This is a genomic window from Amycolatopsis sp. A133 (assembly GCF_031082405.1).
GTDB lineage: Bacteria > Actinomycetota > Actinomycetes > Mycobacteriales > Pseudonocardiaceae > Amycolatopsis.
In genome coordinates, this window is the sequence record NZ_JAVHJU010000003.1 from 64,557 (window position 1) to 78,740 (window position 14,184).

14 protein-coding genes and 1 pseudogene are annotated in these 14,184 nt (G+C 64.9%); 7 read left to right on the top strand and 8 right to left on the bottom strand.

Annotated elements, in window-relative coordinates; translation table 11 throughout:
* Nucleotides 1-250: 250 nt before the first annotated feature.
* Nucleotides 251-573: pseudogene (locus tag Q5425_RS03090) on the top strand (helix-turn-helix domain-containing protein); the annotation flags it as partial.
* A 43-nt stretch (nucleotides 574-616) separates the two neighbouring features.
* Here Q5425_RS03090 and Q5425_RS03095 read toward each other — a convergent pair.
* The 5 genes from Q5425_RS03095 to Q5425_RS03115 all read right to left on the bottom strand — a co-directional run bounded on the left by Q5425_RS03095 (nucleotide 617) and on the right by Q5425_RS03115 (nucleotide 5,939).
* Complete coding sequence (locus tag Q5425_RS03095; protein WP_308670525.1) at nucleotides 617-1,018, bottom strand: hypothetical protein; 402 nt, start codon at nucleotides 1,016-1,018, stop codon at nucleotides 617-619.
* A gap of 10 nt (nucleotides 1,019-1,028) precedes the next feature.
* A complete protein-coding gene (locus Q5425_RS03100; RefSeq protein WP_308670526.1) occupies nucleotides 1,029-2,441 on the bottom strand; it encodes a hypothetical protein in 1,413 nt (470 codons plus the stop codon).
* Nucleotides 2,442-2,762: 321 nt separating this feature from the next.
* A complete protein-coding gene (locus Q5425_RS03105; protein WP_308670527.1) occupies nucleotides 2,763-3,338 on the bottom strand; it encodes a hypothetical protein in 576 nt (191 codons plus the stop codon).
* A 1,326-nt stretch (nucleotides 3,339-4,664) separates the two neighbouring features.
* The gene (locus tag Q5425_RS03110) at nucleotides 4,665-5,492 is read right to left on the bottom strand and encodes a Scr1 family TA system antitoxin-like transcriptional regulator (RefSeq protein ID WP_308670528.1); all 828 of its coding nucleotides are present in this window, start codon (nucleotides 5,490-5,492) and stop codon (nucleotides 4,665-4,667) included.
* A 96-nt stretch (nucleotides 5,493-5,588) separates the two neighbouring features.
* Nucleotides 5,589-5,939 carry a MarR family transcriptional regulator gene (locus Q5425_RS03115; protein WP_308670529.1) on the bottom strand — a complete coding sequence of 117 codons (351 nt, stop codon included), beginning with the start codon at nucleotides 5,937-5,939 and terminating at the stop codon, nucleotides 5,589-5,591.
* A gap of 420 nt (nucleotides 5,940-6,359) precedes the next feature.
* Here Q5425_RS03115 and Q5425_RS03120 point away from each other — a divergent pair, with 420 nt between their 5' ends.
* The gene (locus Q5425_RS03120) at nucleotides 6,360-7,841 is read left to right on the top strand and encodes a helix-turn-helix transcriptional regulator (RefSeq protein ID WP_308670530.1); all 1,482 of its coding nucleotides are present in this window, start codon (nucleotides 6,360-6,362) and stop codon (nucleotides 7,839-7,841) included.
* Here the strand turns inward: Q5425_RS03120 and Q5425_RS03125 are convergent.
* From Q5425_RS03125 to Q5425_RS03135, 3 genes are all read right to left on the bottom strand, one after another.
* On the bottom strand, nucleotides 7,830-8,180 hold the full coding sequence (locus Q5425_RS03125) for a signal peptidase I (RefSeq protein WP_308670531.1): 351 nt from the start codon (nucleotides 8,178-8,180) through the stop codon (nucleotides 7,830-7,832). The two genes, Q5425_RS03120 and Q5425_RS03125, sit on opposite strands and share 12 nt — an antisense overlap.
* Nucleotides 8,177-9,739 (bottom strand): transcriptional regulator, encoded by a 1,563-nt coding sequence (locus Q5425_RS03130; RefSeq protein WP_308670532.1) that lies wholly within the window; start codon nucleotides 9,737-9,739, stop codon nucleotides 8,177-8,179. Before Q5425_RS03130 ends, Q5425_RS03125 begins: the two co-directional genes overlap by 4 nt.
* A 144-nt stretch (nucleotides 9,740-9,883) precedes the next feature.
* Entirely contained in the window at nucleotides 9,884-10,264 is a 381-nt protein-coding gene (locus Q5425_RS03135; RefSeq protein WP_020640049.1) for a helix-turn-helix domain-containing protein, read from the bottom strand.
* A 156-nt stretch (nucleotides 10,265-10,420) separates the two neighbouring features.
* On the opposite strand from Q5425_RS03135, the gene Q5425_RS03140 reads away from it, so the two are divergent.
* Genes Q5425_RS03140 through Q5425_RS03160 form a run of 5 tightly spaced genes read left to right on the top strand, consistent with a single transcriptional unit; the run spans nucleotide 10,421 to nucleotide 14,090 of the window.
* On the top strand, nucleotides 10,421-10,609 hold the full coding sequence (locus tag Q5425_RS03140; RefSeq protein ID WP_308670533.1) for an excisionase family DNA-binding protein: 189 nt from the start codon (nucleotides 10,421-10,423) through the stop codon (nucleotides 10,607-10,609).
* Nucleotides 10,606-10,941, top strand: coding sequence for a WhiB family transcriptional regulator (locus tag Q5425_RS03145; RefSeq protein ID WP_308670534.1), 336 nt, complete (start codon nucleotides 10,606-10,608; stop codon nucleotides 10,939-10,941). The genes Q5425_RS03140 and Q5425_RS03145 overlap by 4 nt, the downstream gene beginning before the upstream one ends.
* Nucleotides 10,938-11,267: a hypothetical protein gene (locus Q5425_RS03150; RefSeq protein WP_308670535.1), complete on the top strand. Its 330-nt coding sequence runs from the start codon at nucleotides 10,938-10,940 to the stop codon at nucleotides 11,265-11,267. The genes Q5425_RS03145 and Q5425_RS03150 overlap by 4 nt, the downstream gene beginning before the upstream one ends.
* Nucleotides 11,264-11,962: a hypothetical protein gene (locus Q5425_RS03155; protein ID WP_308670536.1), complete on the top strand. Its 699-nt coding sequence runs from the start codon at nucleotides 11,264-11,266 to the stop codon at nucleotides 11,960-11,962. Before Q5425_RS03150 ends, Q5425_RS03155 begins: the two co-directional genes overlap by 4 nt.
* Complete coding sequence (locus tag Q5425_RS03160; protein WP_308670537.1) at nucleotides 11,955-14,090, top strand: cell division protein FtsK; 2,136 nt, start codon at nucleotides 11,955-11,957, stop codon at nucleotides 14,088-14,090. Before Q5425_RS03155 ends, Q5425_RS03160 begins: the two co-directional genes overlap by 8 nt.
* Nucleotides 14,091-14,184: the final 94 nt, after the last annotated feature.

Below are 14,184 nucleotides of genomic sequence, written 5' to 3' on the forward strand. Positions count from 1 at the left end.
TCACGAAAGAACTCCGACACGTCCGTAACAGATTACCGACAACTACAGATCGAACCTGTGTAATAATTCAGTCGACCTACCTCGCTCTGTGCCGCATGACGTCGCCACCATCGTTGTCGCGGCCGGCAGCTAGTTGTTTCGGGTCGTGACCTTGGTGACGCGGGCGAGGGCCTTAGACGAGGGGACGGGTCTTTCCGCGGCAGGATGAGAAGTGCGACCCACTCGCCCCGCCGAGCAGAAAGACCTGTCCGTGCACCACCGTAATGCCCCGCTTTCTGTCGAGGGCCGCCGCCGGCTCGTCGCGCGATGCCAGACCCGCCCGATCGCCACGTCGCCGCCGAGACGGGCATCTCCCGACAATGCGCATCCAAGTGGGTCAACCGCTGCCGCCGCCACGGCGAAGCCAGCCTGCACGACCACCCCACCGTCCCGCACCGCCAGCCCACCGCCACCCCCGCCGAGGTCGTGGCCCGGATCGAGCAGCTGCGCCGGCAGCGGAAGTACTCCGCCCGCCGGATCGCCACCGAGCTGGCCGCCGACCCCACGGTTTACGCTGTGCGCACCCAGAACCGAACCCGCTCGTCCTCTACTGACGACCGTACGTCCACACCTGTGACTAAAATCTGTCAGGATCTCGCGGGTTTTCGACCGTGAACCATCGATGCTCGTGGATTGACATATCTAGCCCGTAGTGCCTGGTCTTGTATTGCTTAAGCGCGGCCTGCCACTGACTTAACACAAGAACGACGTCACTATTCTGCGGCAGCATGTCCTCGTCAAGCAGGTCAACGAACCCGTGGCTTGGATCTTTTTCGAGAACGCTTGACAGCTCGGTCAATAGTCGATTGATCATCTTAATCTTGAGCGAGTTGACGACGCCGTCCTGCTTTTTCTTCGACAGCTCGGTCATCTCCCGATGCGCCGCTTCGAGCATCGGGACGAGCCGGTCGTAAGCTGCAGCCTGCGCCTCAGTCGGCGGTGGCGAAGCGGGGTCCGGGACACCTGCATTGCGAGCCATACTAGCCTTTCTACTTCGGAAGCTTACGCGTGAACTCGACGTACTTCTTGCGAAGCCCCTCAATAGGACGTCGGCCGGAGTCGAGCAGGTCGACCATGAGTGCGAGGCCTGAGTCATCGATACAAAGAATAGCGTAGCGCTTGGAGGAGTGCAGGTCGACAATGTTACGTTGGACATTAGCATGCGGAGGTACACGCCCAACCAGAACACCAAATCTACCCATGTCTTCGTTATCAAGGTAGCGGTATAACTGGTTTACATTTTCAGTCTCTAGTGCAGCAACATTCTTTAGTTCGAACACTGCCTGACGGGCGCCATAGAGAGCACGCAGATCCGCCAGAAACGGTGTCTTGCCGTCATTATGGAAGATAACATCACGGATATGCGCACCACTCGCCGTCCGAACCTGCGCGGCAGCGAGATCGAGTTCCGGATACAGTAGCGATGACAAAAGATCGAACGCTAGGTCCTCGAACTTCTTGTCAGTACCTTCCCCACGCCCAGTGCTTAGCGCTTTTAGGTTTGCGATCTTCTTTTTTAGGGTACTAAGCCTTAGCGGAGAAAATATCGGGTCAGGGCCACAATTTTGAGCATTCGCCTCCCTTTCTGCAACATACCCCTTGACGACATCGAAATGAGCACGATTGAACGCGAGCACGTCCCGTTTCGCGATCGCCGAACTGGCCCGCCCCGGAGGCAAGACGAGGGGAGCATAGGTTGTGCGGTAGTAATCCCCGTAGTTAATCCACGGGAGATGTCGGAGCAGGTCTAGCGGAGCGAGCAAAACTGGCGAGCCATCGATAGGGCTGAATGGTAGGCTCGCTTCAAAGTTTCGCCAATCGAGCCGCTCGGCGTCCCAACTCGTCAGGCGGTACTTCCGAGTAGGGATACCTTGGTCTACACAACAACGCTCCGTAAACTGCGCGAACCAGGCCTTGATAACCGACGCCGTCAAGTCACTGATCCGATCCTCAGCAATGCCAGGGACCAGCAGAGCGAGCATCTCCAAGTGATTGAGGCCCGACGACTGAAGCTGCGGGATCTGCCCAATCATTTCAATAATTGCAGAGATCGTACCCGGTCCCAATGCAGAGCCGCGCTTAGTGCCGGCAGCATATCCGAGCCCGAGCTCGACAGGCTCGCGGACCTCACCAAGAAGCACTCGGGCTTTCATCGTTCTGCCGTCGACAACGTGCCTCCGAACCTCCTCGACGAAGCTCAATATCGTAGCGTGCAGAGACTGATATTCTGGACGGTCGGATTTCCAGAGCAAGAACGGGTCCAGGTAGAGAGGGAGGTCTTCCCGCAGGTGCGGCACGGCGAAGTTGACCTCGTCTTGTCGAATGACCAGGCCAAAGACGTCGCTCAGGCGCGGATTGACCAACCCGTCACCAAGGTTCGCTTGGCCGTCTTCTGACGTCACGCCACTCTCCTTCGCACATCTTGCCCGCAACTTCCACCGGAGTTGCGACAGAACGCCCTCGATGTCGCACGGACGGCCTCCACTTAGTATCTCCCAAGCCCACCGGGATGCCGAACACGTGCACCAGGCGTGTCCTCCGTCGCTGCGGCTCTGTTTACTGCAACAGCCAACCGACCGGCGATCACATTGCGCTTTAACATGTTAACCCTCTGTGAGAGAGTCGCGTAACGTGCGCGCCGCCCGCAAACCCCGTCAGCCACACGGGGCCCACCGGAGATACTAGGCGCGCCCTCATGCCGACCAGTTCAAATACTTCGAAAACTAAGAAAGCTCATTCGGAGCAGGCGGTGGCTCGCTAATTAACGTTGTGACATCACGACGCGAGTTGTTCAAGACCTTCAATCGACGGTCAATACCAAGATCAACTCGACAGGTTGCAACGAAACTCTCTCGTGCTTCGACCACGTTTTCTGCGAGCGCCCAGAACGTTTGAACCTTGCCTTCGCCACCACCGGCACGAAGCGAGATGGCCATCGGTTGATCGAGCCAGTACCAAATTTGGTACGCCGCATCGATGCAGCGCCGGCTTGCAACCAACTCAAGGTCCGCGAGCGCGTGGAGGACTTCCCGTCGTCGTTCCCGAGCGTTAACAAAGGATTCCGCTATTCCGTGAACATCGCGTTCATTGTCCGTCGCGTCGAGACTCCTCGCCTGCTCGAAGTAGGCCAGCGAGCAAGCCGTTGTCGCCTCGAGGACGCGAGACATCGTGCGCATCGCTGAGTCGCGTCGCCACTGCTGGACCTGGCTCGTGCGCGTGAGTCGGGCGGTCAGAACGACCGCGACGAGGCTGAACACTGCGGCCGCCACGGCCGCAACAGATGAGATCCAACTCGGCATGACTGGATTCTGCGCGCTCTGTGGCCGGCGCCATCGATCGACACGCGGGTATCGGCCTTGCGGATCAGTAACCGGCTGGAGTCAGGCGATGATGAATCTGGTCCGACACCTCCTGAGACCGTCAGGCTGTCCATGACGAATGGCCGACATTCGTGCAGATGCCACCGTTGAGAAGTAAGCCGACAAGCGCTTCTTGACGAGTACGCCACGGACCGCCTGGCACAGTGAGAGACGTGGCCGCCGTCCGCGCTTCCCAGCGGCGTCGCCGGTCGCGACCGAGGTACCCGAGCAGGACCGAGTCGCCAGCCAGTACGCGGTAAGTGCCTGAGTTCTCGAAGTCTTTGCCGCGCTCGACTCGGACCGTGTCAACGTCGATCAAGTCTTCGCGCGTCACCGGGCGCGCTTCCGGCACCACAGAATCCGTGACGGATTCCGTGATAGCTGGTTCCGCGGGTCGCGCGGACTGGCGTTCAACCTCCCCGCGAGATGCAGCGGCAAGTTCTGTCGCGTGCCCAACGTTGGCCAGCTCGGCGACGGTGGCCAGCTCGGCGAGCGCTGCGCGGGGATCGGCGCCGGAGGTCGCGACGCGGCGGGCGGCAGCTACGGCGCGGCCGGCTCGGTCGAGTAGGCCCAGCAGGTCGGCGCGGGCGGGTTCCGCGGTGAGCCGAGCGCGGCGGGCGCGTTGGCGACACGCAGAACCGTGGTATGCCGCTGGGCGCCCTCGACCACCCGGATTCGGCAGCGTCTTGCCACAACCCGCGCAGACCGGTCCCGCCATCCTGAACCTCGCCTTTCGTGACTCTTTTCGTGACGAAGACGCCCGCAGCGTACCTTCGTGTCACGTAAGTTGTCACGGAAATCGACTGTCACAACCCGTCTCGCGAGCCGTCACGCCGTCACACTGGCTGTGACGACTCAAAATGGCGATCTACCTGCTAATACATTGCTTGGGACGGCTGTGACGGGTCATCGCGGGACCCGTCACAGCCGTCCCAAACTGCCGCGTGGAAGCGAACTCTGAGTCGCTGGCGGACGCCCGTCACAGCGAGCTGGATGGGCGGAGGGCAGGGTCTCAAGGGCGACGGGGCCGGTCTTGGCGGAGCGGGATCCCTTGCTCACGTCGATAGATGACGTCGCAGCGTTCGCATTGTCGAGGAATCCGACGGCTTCGACGTTCGCCGGCCGGTTGGAACACCGCGGCACCGGAGGCTCCGCAGAGCATCGTGATGACCTGCCCAGGCGCCGGGATCTCTGCCAGGCGGGTTCGGTGCCACTCGCCGTCGATCACCGGGTGGATCGCGTGCGGGTCGATGTAGATCGCCGCGGTCATCGCGACCCCCGGATCAGCGCGTTTGCACTCAGGGCGTCAGTAGTCGCGGACTCATCGAAAGCGCGTCGCAGGAGCGTCCTCGCCGTGCCGTGGTAGCGGCTGAGCAGCTTTCGGTCGGTCAGGTACGTATTGCAGTGGTGGTGCCTGAGCACGACGGCGATTGCATCGGATCGATCCTCGAAGAGCGTGAAGGCGCCGACTGACCTCAGCGCGGCATCCGTCGAGGGCACGATCCGGATGCTGACGTGCTTGAACTGTGCCGCCGCACGAAGGTGCTCGGTCTGCGAGTTGTGCAGGTCGTTCATGCCACGTAGTGCCTGGTCACCGATCAGGAAGACGTAGCGACGATCGGCGTCGTTGAATGCCTGCTGGCGGACTCGGCGGTTCAGAAGCTCCATGTCCGTGCGGTCGTCCCGCACCAGAGCCTTGTCAAGCACTCGTTCGGCATACGCCCGAGTCTGGAGAAGCTCAGGAATGCACGACGGCGCCCACTCCACGACGCGGCTTGAGAGCTGTTCGTACGTCCACAGCAGATGCCCCAGTTGCGGGTCGGACTGGTCGACCAGGTTCGCGTCGCCGGCGTGCGGAGCGAGCGCCATCACCCGGTCGTACTCGGCCCGCTCGACCTGGAGGAACCCGAGAATCCATGCCACGGTGGTCTCCGGCAGGACCTTGATTCCCAGCTCCCAGGCCGAAAGCGTCGCGGGATAGACACCGATCTTGTCGGCCAGCCTCCGCAAGCCGATTCCGCGGCGCTCGCGGGCGTCGCGCAAGCTGCTGCTGACCGCGATAGTCGCGGGCGGGCGGATGATCGACTTGGGCATCCTCAGGTCCTTGCTGAGAGCTGTTCGTAGCAGACAGGCACGGGAGCACGCTGACTGCGTTTGAAACCCGGTCGGGGGTACAAGGCTGGCGAGCCGTCACGGCGGGCTCGGCGGACTTTCGCTGGGATGCGCAGCTCGCACCTCGGCGACCAGCGCGGCAGCTGTCGCCGCGACGGTCTTCAGGGCGCCGACGTGCTCCATCAGCCGGTTCAGCCCCAGCGGAGTCAGTCGGAGTTCACGGGGCTCAGCGCGCGACCGAAGGTAGCCGGACGCACGCAGAAACTCGATGTGCAGTTCGAGGTCCGGCGTGGGCAGCCCCAAAGCCTGCTGGATGGCGAGTTGCGAGCGCCAGCGGGTGTCGGCCAAAAGGCAGGCAATGAACAGGCGGACCGGCTGGAGCAACAGCGCGTCGAGGTCCGTACGCGAAGCGGGCGAGATCGGTGTCATCGTCGCCTCGCTGCGACGCGGGCGGAGACGATCACAAGTCCCCGGCACCTTGGACAGGAACGGTCAGCCGGGACCAAGCAGGAGTGAATCAGCACTTCGTGGCCGCAGAGAGAGTGGTACCGGCCTTGCCGAAGGCGGACGCCGCGCAGGAACTCCTCGTCCGTGACCGCGTGCGCCAGGCCATCCCACACGCACCGGTACCAGCTGACATAGAGCGCTGAGTGCGGTGACTTGCACCTCGTGCCTGGCACGTCCCCTCCCTTCGACGTAGCGAGCTGATGAAATCAGTCAAACTGACGTCGGATTCGGCGACCAGAGCGGCAGTGCCGCGGTTGTGTGGCACGGATGACGCACTAGCTGTCTTGAGCTGCTGGTACTGCTGTTACATTGGGGCTGATCAGGTGAGTTTGGAGGTCGGTTATGCCCGGAGGACGACGTCGGGAAGAGCTGATCTCAGCTCGCAAGGTCGCCGGCTTCACCCAAGAAAGTCTGGCGGACGTTCTCAAGGTCGACCGGTCAACGGTTGCCCGATGGGAGGCCGGTGACTATCTGCCGCTCCCCTACCTCTGGCCGAAGCTCGCAAACGTGCTTGGCCGTTCGCGAGACGAGCTGCAGACTCTGATCGGTCCGATTGCTGTCACGCAGGAATCCAGCTTGGACGACGAGTTCGAGCCGTTGTTCGCCTGGCTCGATCGGCATGCTGGGTGGCCGCTCGGGAAGGCCCGTGAGCGGGTGCACGCGATTCTGCCTGCTTCGCCCCGAAGTCGGCCTAGCCTGCCGCGAAGCGTCATCGCGGACGCCCTGGCTGGCTACTACACGCCGTCGACCGGCGACCATCAGCCGTACACCGCGCGATGCGGTCAGGTGGAGGTGAACACCAGTGTCCTCACGCGGCCAGCGTGGCTGGATCTTGCCTGCCCACTGACGATCGAGGGTGATCACATCGCTTTCGCGGGCGGTGGCGCGCGGCCGCCCATGTCGGTTGATGAGCGAGCAGCGGTGCGACGCCTCGCGGAAGCCGCTACGTCCGGTGTCCGCATCGCGGACGTTCCCCTGTATCGGCTGCTCGAAGTCGACTCGCAACCCGGAGTTCTGCGCGGGAAGGTCGGAATCGCGTCGTTCGTCGAGTACGCGCTTGGCGTCGACCTGCTGGAACGCGAACTCTTCGAGCAGTTGGCGAGCGGTCGCGCCGCGCGCCCTGGGTGCATGCCGCTCCGCGACCGTGAGCTGCCCGACGTGGCCGCGGTGCTCGACCTGCCTGAGCGCCTGTGCGCGGGCGGCGTGCTGGCGTTGACAGCGATTGCACGGCCAGCGGACCCGTTTCGTGGTGACGCCGACTTCGTGCTGTTGGTTCAGAAGAGGTCCGCGCGGGTCGTGAACGCTGCTGGACGCCTGTCGGTGATCCCGAAGAGCTTCCATGGGCCGCTCGCGGACCGGCGCGCGGACTCCCGCATCGGCCTCACCTTGCGCCGCGAGCTTGAGGAAGAGCTGTTTGGCAGGACGGACGTCGACCGGTCTGCCGGAGATCGCCGGGTTGCCGATCCGATGCATCCGACCAGGCTTTCCGCGCCGATGCGGTGGCTCGCGGAGCAGCCCAGCCGGCTGCGGATGGAGTGCACGGGGTTCGGGTTCAACCTGGTCAGCGGGAACTACGAGTTCGCCAGCCTGGTCGTGATCGAGGATGAGGAGTTCTGGCCGCGGTTCGGCGGCGACGTCGAGGCGAACTGGGAGGCAGCCGGGCTGCGGCAGTATTCGACACTCGACGGCGACTTGGGCACCGAACTGATCGGCGACGAAACCTGGAGCAACGAGGGCTTGTTCGCGTTTCTCCAGGGCCTTCGTCGGCTCGCTGAGATAGGCGGCGATCGGGTAAGAACTCCGGCAGTCGAATTAGGTTTCTGAGGGCCAACGAACAGTCAAAACGACGGAGTCCGCCAACGCTTCCCAAGAATGGTCGATTCCCGGACCCCACATCACGTAGTCACCCTGGCGCGCCATAATCTTGCCGCCGCCGGTGACCTCTACGCGGAACTCTCCGGAGATTAGCATCACCAGCGTGGTTCGCTGGTCGTCAGACGTCCACTCGGGACGCTTGTCACCCGCAGGATGGTTGGCCCACTTGACTTCGACGTCCTTCGAGGCGCGAACACCCTGCGACGGGTCGATGAAGTGACCGACCAACCAGCCACGCGTGTCGGCCGCGTCTTCGTTGGCATTGCCGGCGGTCCAACCGTCACTCACTGGCTGATCTCCCATTCGATCGCGGGCAGTTTCACGCGCTCTCCGCCGATTTCCGTGAGGCGTCGGAGTCCTTGCGTCATGGCGAACAGTCCTTCGTTGCTCCACGCTACATCACCCAACAACTCGGTGACGAGTTCCGCGTCGGTAGTCGAATACTGACGAAGAGTCGCGGATTCCCAGTTTGCTTCGACCGCTCCCCCGTATCGGGCCCAGAATTCTTCGTCGTCGATGACGATCAGGCTGGCGAACTCGTAGTTCCCGCTCACGAGGTTCAGGCCGAACCCGGTGCACTCCATCCGCAGGCGGCCGGGCTCGTCGAGGAGCCAGCGCATCGGCTCCGAGAGCCTGGTCGGGTGCATCGGGTCCGCGGTCAGAGTGTCGGCGACGGTGTTGTCCGCGTCCGGCCGGCCGAACAACTCCTCTTCCATCTCTCGTCGCAAAGTGGCGCCGATCTGGGTTTCTCGCCGGACGTCGGTTAGCGGCTGGTGGAAGCCCTTCGGGATGACGGCGAGTCGACGCGTGGCATTGAGTACGTGTCCGGAACGTTCCTGGACCAAGAGCACGTAGTCAGCTTCACCGCGGTAGGGGTCGGCCGGCCGAGCGATGGCCGTCAGCGCGAGGGCCCCACCTGCGCAGAGTCGGCCGCCGACGTCCAAGACCGAGCCGAGGTCGGGCAGGTAGCGATCGCGCAGAGGCAACGACGTCATATCGCCGGCTGCGAGCGCGTCCAGCAACTCACCTTCGAGCAGATCAATCGTCAACGCGTAGTGGACGAAGTGGTCCACGCCGAACGTGCCGCCGAGGTGGCGTTCATGGATGTCCGTGGTCAGCAGTCGGTAGAGCGGCGCGTTCATGAGCCGCGTGTTCATGGCCACCGTCTCGGCCAGCCGGTTAACAGCTGCATTAGTCGCGCGCTCGTCGAGCACCTGCCGCGGTTCCGTCCGGGCGCTCGCGATCGTGAGCCCGTCGTGCGGTGGGCGTAGTTCGCACGCCAGATCGAGCCAAGCAGCGCAGGTCAGGATGCTGGTGTTCACGGCCTGGTCATCACAGCTTCCGGCGTACAAGCCGTGGTCACCGTGGCGCCGGCCGTAGTACTCGGCGAGCGCATCGGCCACGGCGCGCTGATCGACCCACCCGCGGCGAGTGGCCCGGGCATACGCTTCGTGCGCGTCGACGCGTGCGGCCTGCTCGGCGACGGCGCGGCGCGCGGCTCCAGGGCTCCGGTAGGCGTGCTGGTCGAGCCATTCGAGGGCCGCGCCGACGTGGGGATCCGCGGCCAGTCGTCGGTCAGCTTCCTTCGCGTCCGGCCGAGTGTGGGTGGCCGGTCCTTCGCCGATCAGCTCGGCGAAGCGGGCGCGCTCGGCGTCCGACGCCCGTTCATACGCGGTGTCGAGGACCTGTTGCATCTCCGACTGCGGGCGCAGGTCCGGCTTCCGGTGCCAGGACGCGACCGTACGCGCGCCAATACCGAGCTTTTCGGCGAATTTCTCGTTGCTCAGCCGCAACGCGGATTGCAACGCCGAAGCTGATCGCCCCGTCCATCCCCCGACCCGGCTCATCGCAGCCCCGAAACGCTCTTGTGCAGTGGATATGCAGTGGTTGTGCACTGCTTCGGCACTGGTTGTGCATGGGAACGGACGCCGTTTCGGCCTTGAATTCTAGGTATGGAAATCACCTGGTTCACCAGCCCGAATCGCCCGCCGCTATCGCTTCGGCTTCACGTGCTCGACCACGGTCGCGAGGCTCGTTTGGACGTCCTCAAGACGGTCGGTGATCTCGGCCAGGCGCTGTTCGAGGGCGTCCAGCCGGGACCACAGCTCGTGACCGTCGTCGGCCGGCTCGTCCGGATGCGGCGGTGTGCGATTTTGCAGCACTGCCAGCAGATGTTGCGGGTGCCAGCCCAGCGTCGTCGACAGCGCTTCGAGCGTGCGCGCGCTCCGGCGGCGCTCCACCGTGTGGTGCTGGAGCTCGCGCACGATCGCCTGCGACACGTGCGATCGCTCGGCCAGCTCGCGTTGTCGCCAGCCGAGTTCGTTCACGCGCATGTTGATCGCCTTGGCGACTGCCGCCCAGTCCTCCGTCACGTATTCCTCCGCGCTCCGCCTCAGCGCCGAGATTAGCGGTTCTTCAAGCCTTCACCACGTCGCCTAGCACTTCGTCGGCGGCGCGTCGGACAAACGCGCCCTCCGAAGAGCTGAAATCAACAACATAATCTTGAAATCATCAGATTAGTCTTTCTCATGAACTCGCAGATCACCCTTCACACCATTCGAGAAGCGGCCTGGCTGCTCGGCGTGTCCCGCGCTGCGGTGAGCCGGGCGATCCGGACCCGCGAGGTGCGCGCCACCCGCTGCCGTTCCGGGCTCCGCGTGTCGTCGACCGAGCTGGCCCGACTGCTCGGCTCACGTCAGGCCGGAGGTGCCGCATGAGCGCCGACGACCTGCGCCTGATCGGGATCGCGTGGCGGCTGGACCGGCTGCGCTGGGTGCCGACCGATGTCCTGACCGACGTCGTGACCAGCGAGGGAGCCTGCATGTGGCCTCCGCCGGACGACGGGCCACCCGACGCGAGCAACGACGCCCAGCTGGCCGAGCGGCTGTGCGGCGGGTGCCCTGTCCGGGACGAGTGCCTGGAGCTGGAGTTGCGGACGGCCAGCGTCGACACAGTCGGCGTTTGGGGCGGGCTGACCGACGACGACCGGCGCGCGCTGCACCCGCTCTGGCTGCGGCGTGGCGAGCGGACCGATCGGGGTGCGCGATGAACGGACTCATCGTGACGCCCACGCAGATCCTCGCCGGTGTCGGCGTGCTGCTCGTGCTGTTCTGGGTCTGGCGGGCCGGTTCCCGCCGGGCGAAGGCTGCCGCCGAAGCCGCTCGGAGCGGGGCGCGGCTCGTGTCGCTGGTCGGGCGAGTGCTGTTCAACGCCGGGTTGATCGTGGCCGTCCAGTGGGTGGTGATCGCACACCCCGGTAGCCCGTGGCTGCTGTTCGCCGTGCTCGGGCTGCCGGCGCTGTTCGCGTCCTACGCGCTGACCCGCGCCATGACCGTGACCACGGTCGACACCTCGAAGCGGGGTGGTCGGCGATGAACCGGGCGCAACGGCTCGCACAAGACGCGGCCGAAGCCGCGGAGGTGCGCGCGTACCAGACCGATCCGGACGTCGTCGCGCTGCGGATCGAGCGTGTCCGGCGGCAGGTCGACTGGATGTGCTGGTCCGGGATCGTTCTCGGGCTCGCCTTCACGATGACCAACGTCCAAGGGTTCGCGTCTGCTGGCACGCGGCCGGGGTCGCTGCCGTGGCTTGCGGCATGGGTCCTGGACCCCACTGTCTCGCTTGTTCTGCTCGCGATTCTGCGGGCAGAACAAGTGACGGCGCGGTACCAGGTCCGGACGGGCGTCTGGGTGCGGCGGGCGAAGTGGTTCACGCTCGCGGCCACCTACGTCATGAACACCTGGACGTCGTTTGCCGCCGGGGAGGCTGCCGCCATCGTGCTGCATTCGGTGCCGCCGCTCGTCGTGTTCGTCGCCGTCGAGGCGATCACCGACCTGCGGGAGAAGCTCACCGATGCCGTGCTGGTCGCGGCTGAACGGCACGCCGGTCAGGAAGAGCCCGTAAAAGCTGGGCGGCGCGTGCTGTTCGCCGATTACCTCGCTATCGCTCGGGAGATGTGGACGCCTGACGTCGAGATCACGCCAGCGTGGGTGCGACGGGCTACCGGCTGCTCGCGTGGCCTCTCGCCCCGGCTGGCCAGGGCACTGCGGTCGGAGGTGGGCAATGGCTGACTCATTGCCGGTCAAAGCCGATCCCGTGCTCGACGGCGAGTTGGTCGACGACACGTTGCCTCAACCGCGTCGGCGAGAGCCGAAGACGAACCGCTTCGTGTTGTGGTGGCGGCATTCGCCGCGGGTACCGCTGTGGCTCAAGACCAAGCCTCAGGCCGTTCAAGCCTGTAAGGACGCGGTTGTCTGGCTCGTGAAGTCGCCGTGGCGATACGTCGGTGCCGTTGTTCGCGGGCTGGTCGCCGGTGTGCGTTGGTGGCGCGGATGGGTCACCGTGCGGGACTACCGGACGGCGGCCGAAGAGTCGGAGAAGCTGGCCGACAAGTTCACGGAGATTCGGGCGCTCACGTTGTTCCGGTGGAAGGTCACCGGTGCCGTCGTGGTCGTTGCCACGCTCGCGGTAGCTGTCGTGAACCTCGTGTACGACGCTGATCCTCTGTGGATCGGCGGAGCCGCCGCGTCCGTGGCGCTCGCGATCCTCGGGCGCAGGAAGGACGGCAGCCCCGGTCGCAAGCCGGCGCTTGCCGGGCCGCGGACGTTGACCTGGACGATGGACCCGCAGGTCTTGGTGGACGCGTTCCGGGACGCAAAGCTGATCGGCAAGGACGAGGCGTTGCGGCTCGTCGAGCGCGCGACGCGTGTCGGCGACGGCTGGGCAATCACCGTCGACCTTCCGGCCACCCGCAAAGCGGCTGACGTCGTGAAGAACCGGGACGCACTCGCGTCGGCGCTCGCCGTCGATGAGGTCCAACTGATTGTCGAACGGGTCCGCGGCAACGGTGGGCACGCCGGGCGGGTGTCGATGTGGGTGGCCGATGAGGACCCGTACGCCTCACCGCCGTTGCGGACGCCGCTGCTCGGCGTGGCGCAGTGGGATGCGTGGCGGCCGATCCCGTTCGGACGGGATGCGCGAGATCGGCGGATTGACCTGCCGTTGGTGTGGACGTCTCTGCTGGTCGGTGCCATTCCCCGGCAGGGCAAGACCTTCGCTGCGCGGCTCGCGGCGGCCGGGCTCATCCTGGACGCCTGGGTGCGGCTGTACGTGGCGGACTTCAAGGCCGGGAAGGACTGGGACGCGGCCGGCCTGGTAGCGCATCGGTTCATGTCCGGCGACGAACCCGAACACGTCCTGGCGCTTGTGGACTGGCTGATTGAGCTGGTCGGCGAAGTTCAGACGCGGTTCCGGCGGATGCGCGACCTGGACGACCTGACGTGTCCGGAATCGAAGGTCACGCCGGAGATGTCCCGCGACAAGGCGCTGAACATGCCCATTACGGCCATCTTCATCGATGAGGTTCAGGTTCCCCTAGAAGACCGCACACCCGTTGACGTGCAAGGAAAGAAGCTCACCGCAGGCGAGTACGTCGGCGAGTTGCTGACGTGGCTGGCGAAGAAGGGACCGGCCGCCGGGATCGTGCTCGTGCTGGCGACACAGCGGCCGGACTCCAAGACGATCCCGTCCGGGCTGCGGGCTGTGCTCGGGTCGCGGTTCGCGCAGCGGGTGATGGACTGGCGCGACTCGAACATCGTGCTCGGCGAGCAGATGAACACGCGCGGATTCGACTCGTCCCGGCTGCTCCCCTCTCACAAGGGCGTCGGCATCCTGCGGCCGGACGGTGACACGTCAGCCGGCGCCGATGTGCTGGCCATGACGGTCCGGACGTACTACATGCCGAACGAGGACTGGCGGACCATCTGCGAACAGGGCCGGACGCTGCGCGAAGCGGCTGGGATGCTCACCGGGCACGCGGCCGGACAGGACACCTTGCCGGTCCTTGACCACGCGGCCGCGGTCAAGGCAATCGGCGCAGGTCACGCGGTTGACGCGGTTCAGTCAGCTGGTGAGCTGCCCGAGGTGCTCGCGTCGCTCGTCGAGTACCTGGGCGATGACCTGAGCCCGGACGGCAGGGACTTCGTACCAACGGCCGAGCTGTTGAGCGCTCTGGAGATCGACCGGAAGGCGTTCGCGCAGCAGATGACCGACGCGGGATGCCGGCCGACACGAGACCGCGTGACCAGCGAAGACGGCGAGATACGGCAGGTACGCGGGTACCTCACGGCTGAAATCAGGAGCGCTATCGACCGCGCGACCACGGGCACCGGTGCGGCAGACGAGGACGATCAGCGATGAGCGCCGCTCGTTCCGAAGAACCGCCGATCCGGGTTATCCTACCTGCGGGATTGCCTGAGCTAACGCCTGCTGTCGCGCGTGCACTGCTGGCCGT

Coding starts and splice junctions, on each gene's coding strand:
- Q5425_RS03130 (WP_308670532.1), bottom strand. CDS start 9,739: ATGAGCCGGGTCGGGGGATGGACGGGGCGATCAGCTTCGGCGTTGCAA.
- Q5425_RS03155 (WP_308670536.1), top strand. CDS start 11,264: ATGAACCGGGCGCAACGGCTCGCACAAGACGCGGCCGAAGCCGCGGAG.
- Q5425_RS03115 (WP_308670529.1), bottom strand. CDS start 5,939: ATGACACCGATCTCGCCCGCTTCGCGTACGGACCTCGACGCGCTGTTG.
- Q5425_RS03145 (WP_308670534.1), top strand. CDS start 10,606: ATGAGCGCCGACGACCTGCGCCTGATCGGGATCGCGTGGCGGCTGGAC.
- Q5425_RS03110 (WP_308670528.1), bottom strand. CDS start 5,492: ATGCCCAAGTCGATCATCCGCCCGCCCGCGACTATCGCGGTCAGCAGC.
- Q5425_RS03160 (WP_308670537.1), top strand. CDS start 11,955: ATGGCTGACTCATTGCCGGTCAAAGCCGATCCCGTGCTCGACGGCGAG.
- Q5425_RS03105 (WP_308670527.1), bottom strand. CDS start 3,338: ATGCCGAGTTGGATCTCATCTGTTGCGGCCGTGGCGGCCGCAGTGTTC.
- Q5425_RS03150 (WP_308670535.1), top strand. CDS start 10,938: ATGAACGGACTCATCGTGACGCCCACGCAGATCCTCGCCGGTGTCGGC.
- Q5425_RS03140 (WP_308670533.1), top strand. CDS start 10,421: ATGAACTCGCAGATCACCCTTCACACCATTCGAGAAGCGGCCTGGCTG.
- Q5425_RS03095 (WP_308670525.1), bottom strand. CDS start 1,018: ATGGCTCGCAATGCAGGTGTCCCGGACCCCGCTTCGCCACCGCCGACT.
- Q5425_RS03120 (WP_308670530.1), top strand. CDS start 6,360: ATGCCCGGAGGACGACGTCGGGAAGAGCTGATCTCAGCTCGCAAGGTC.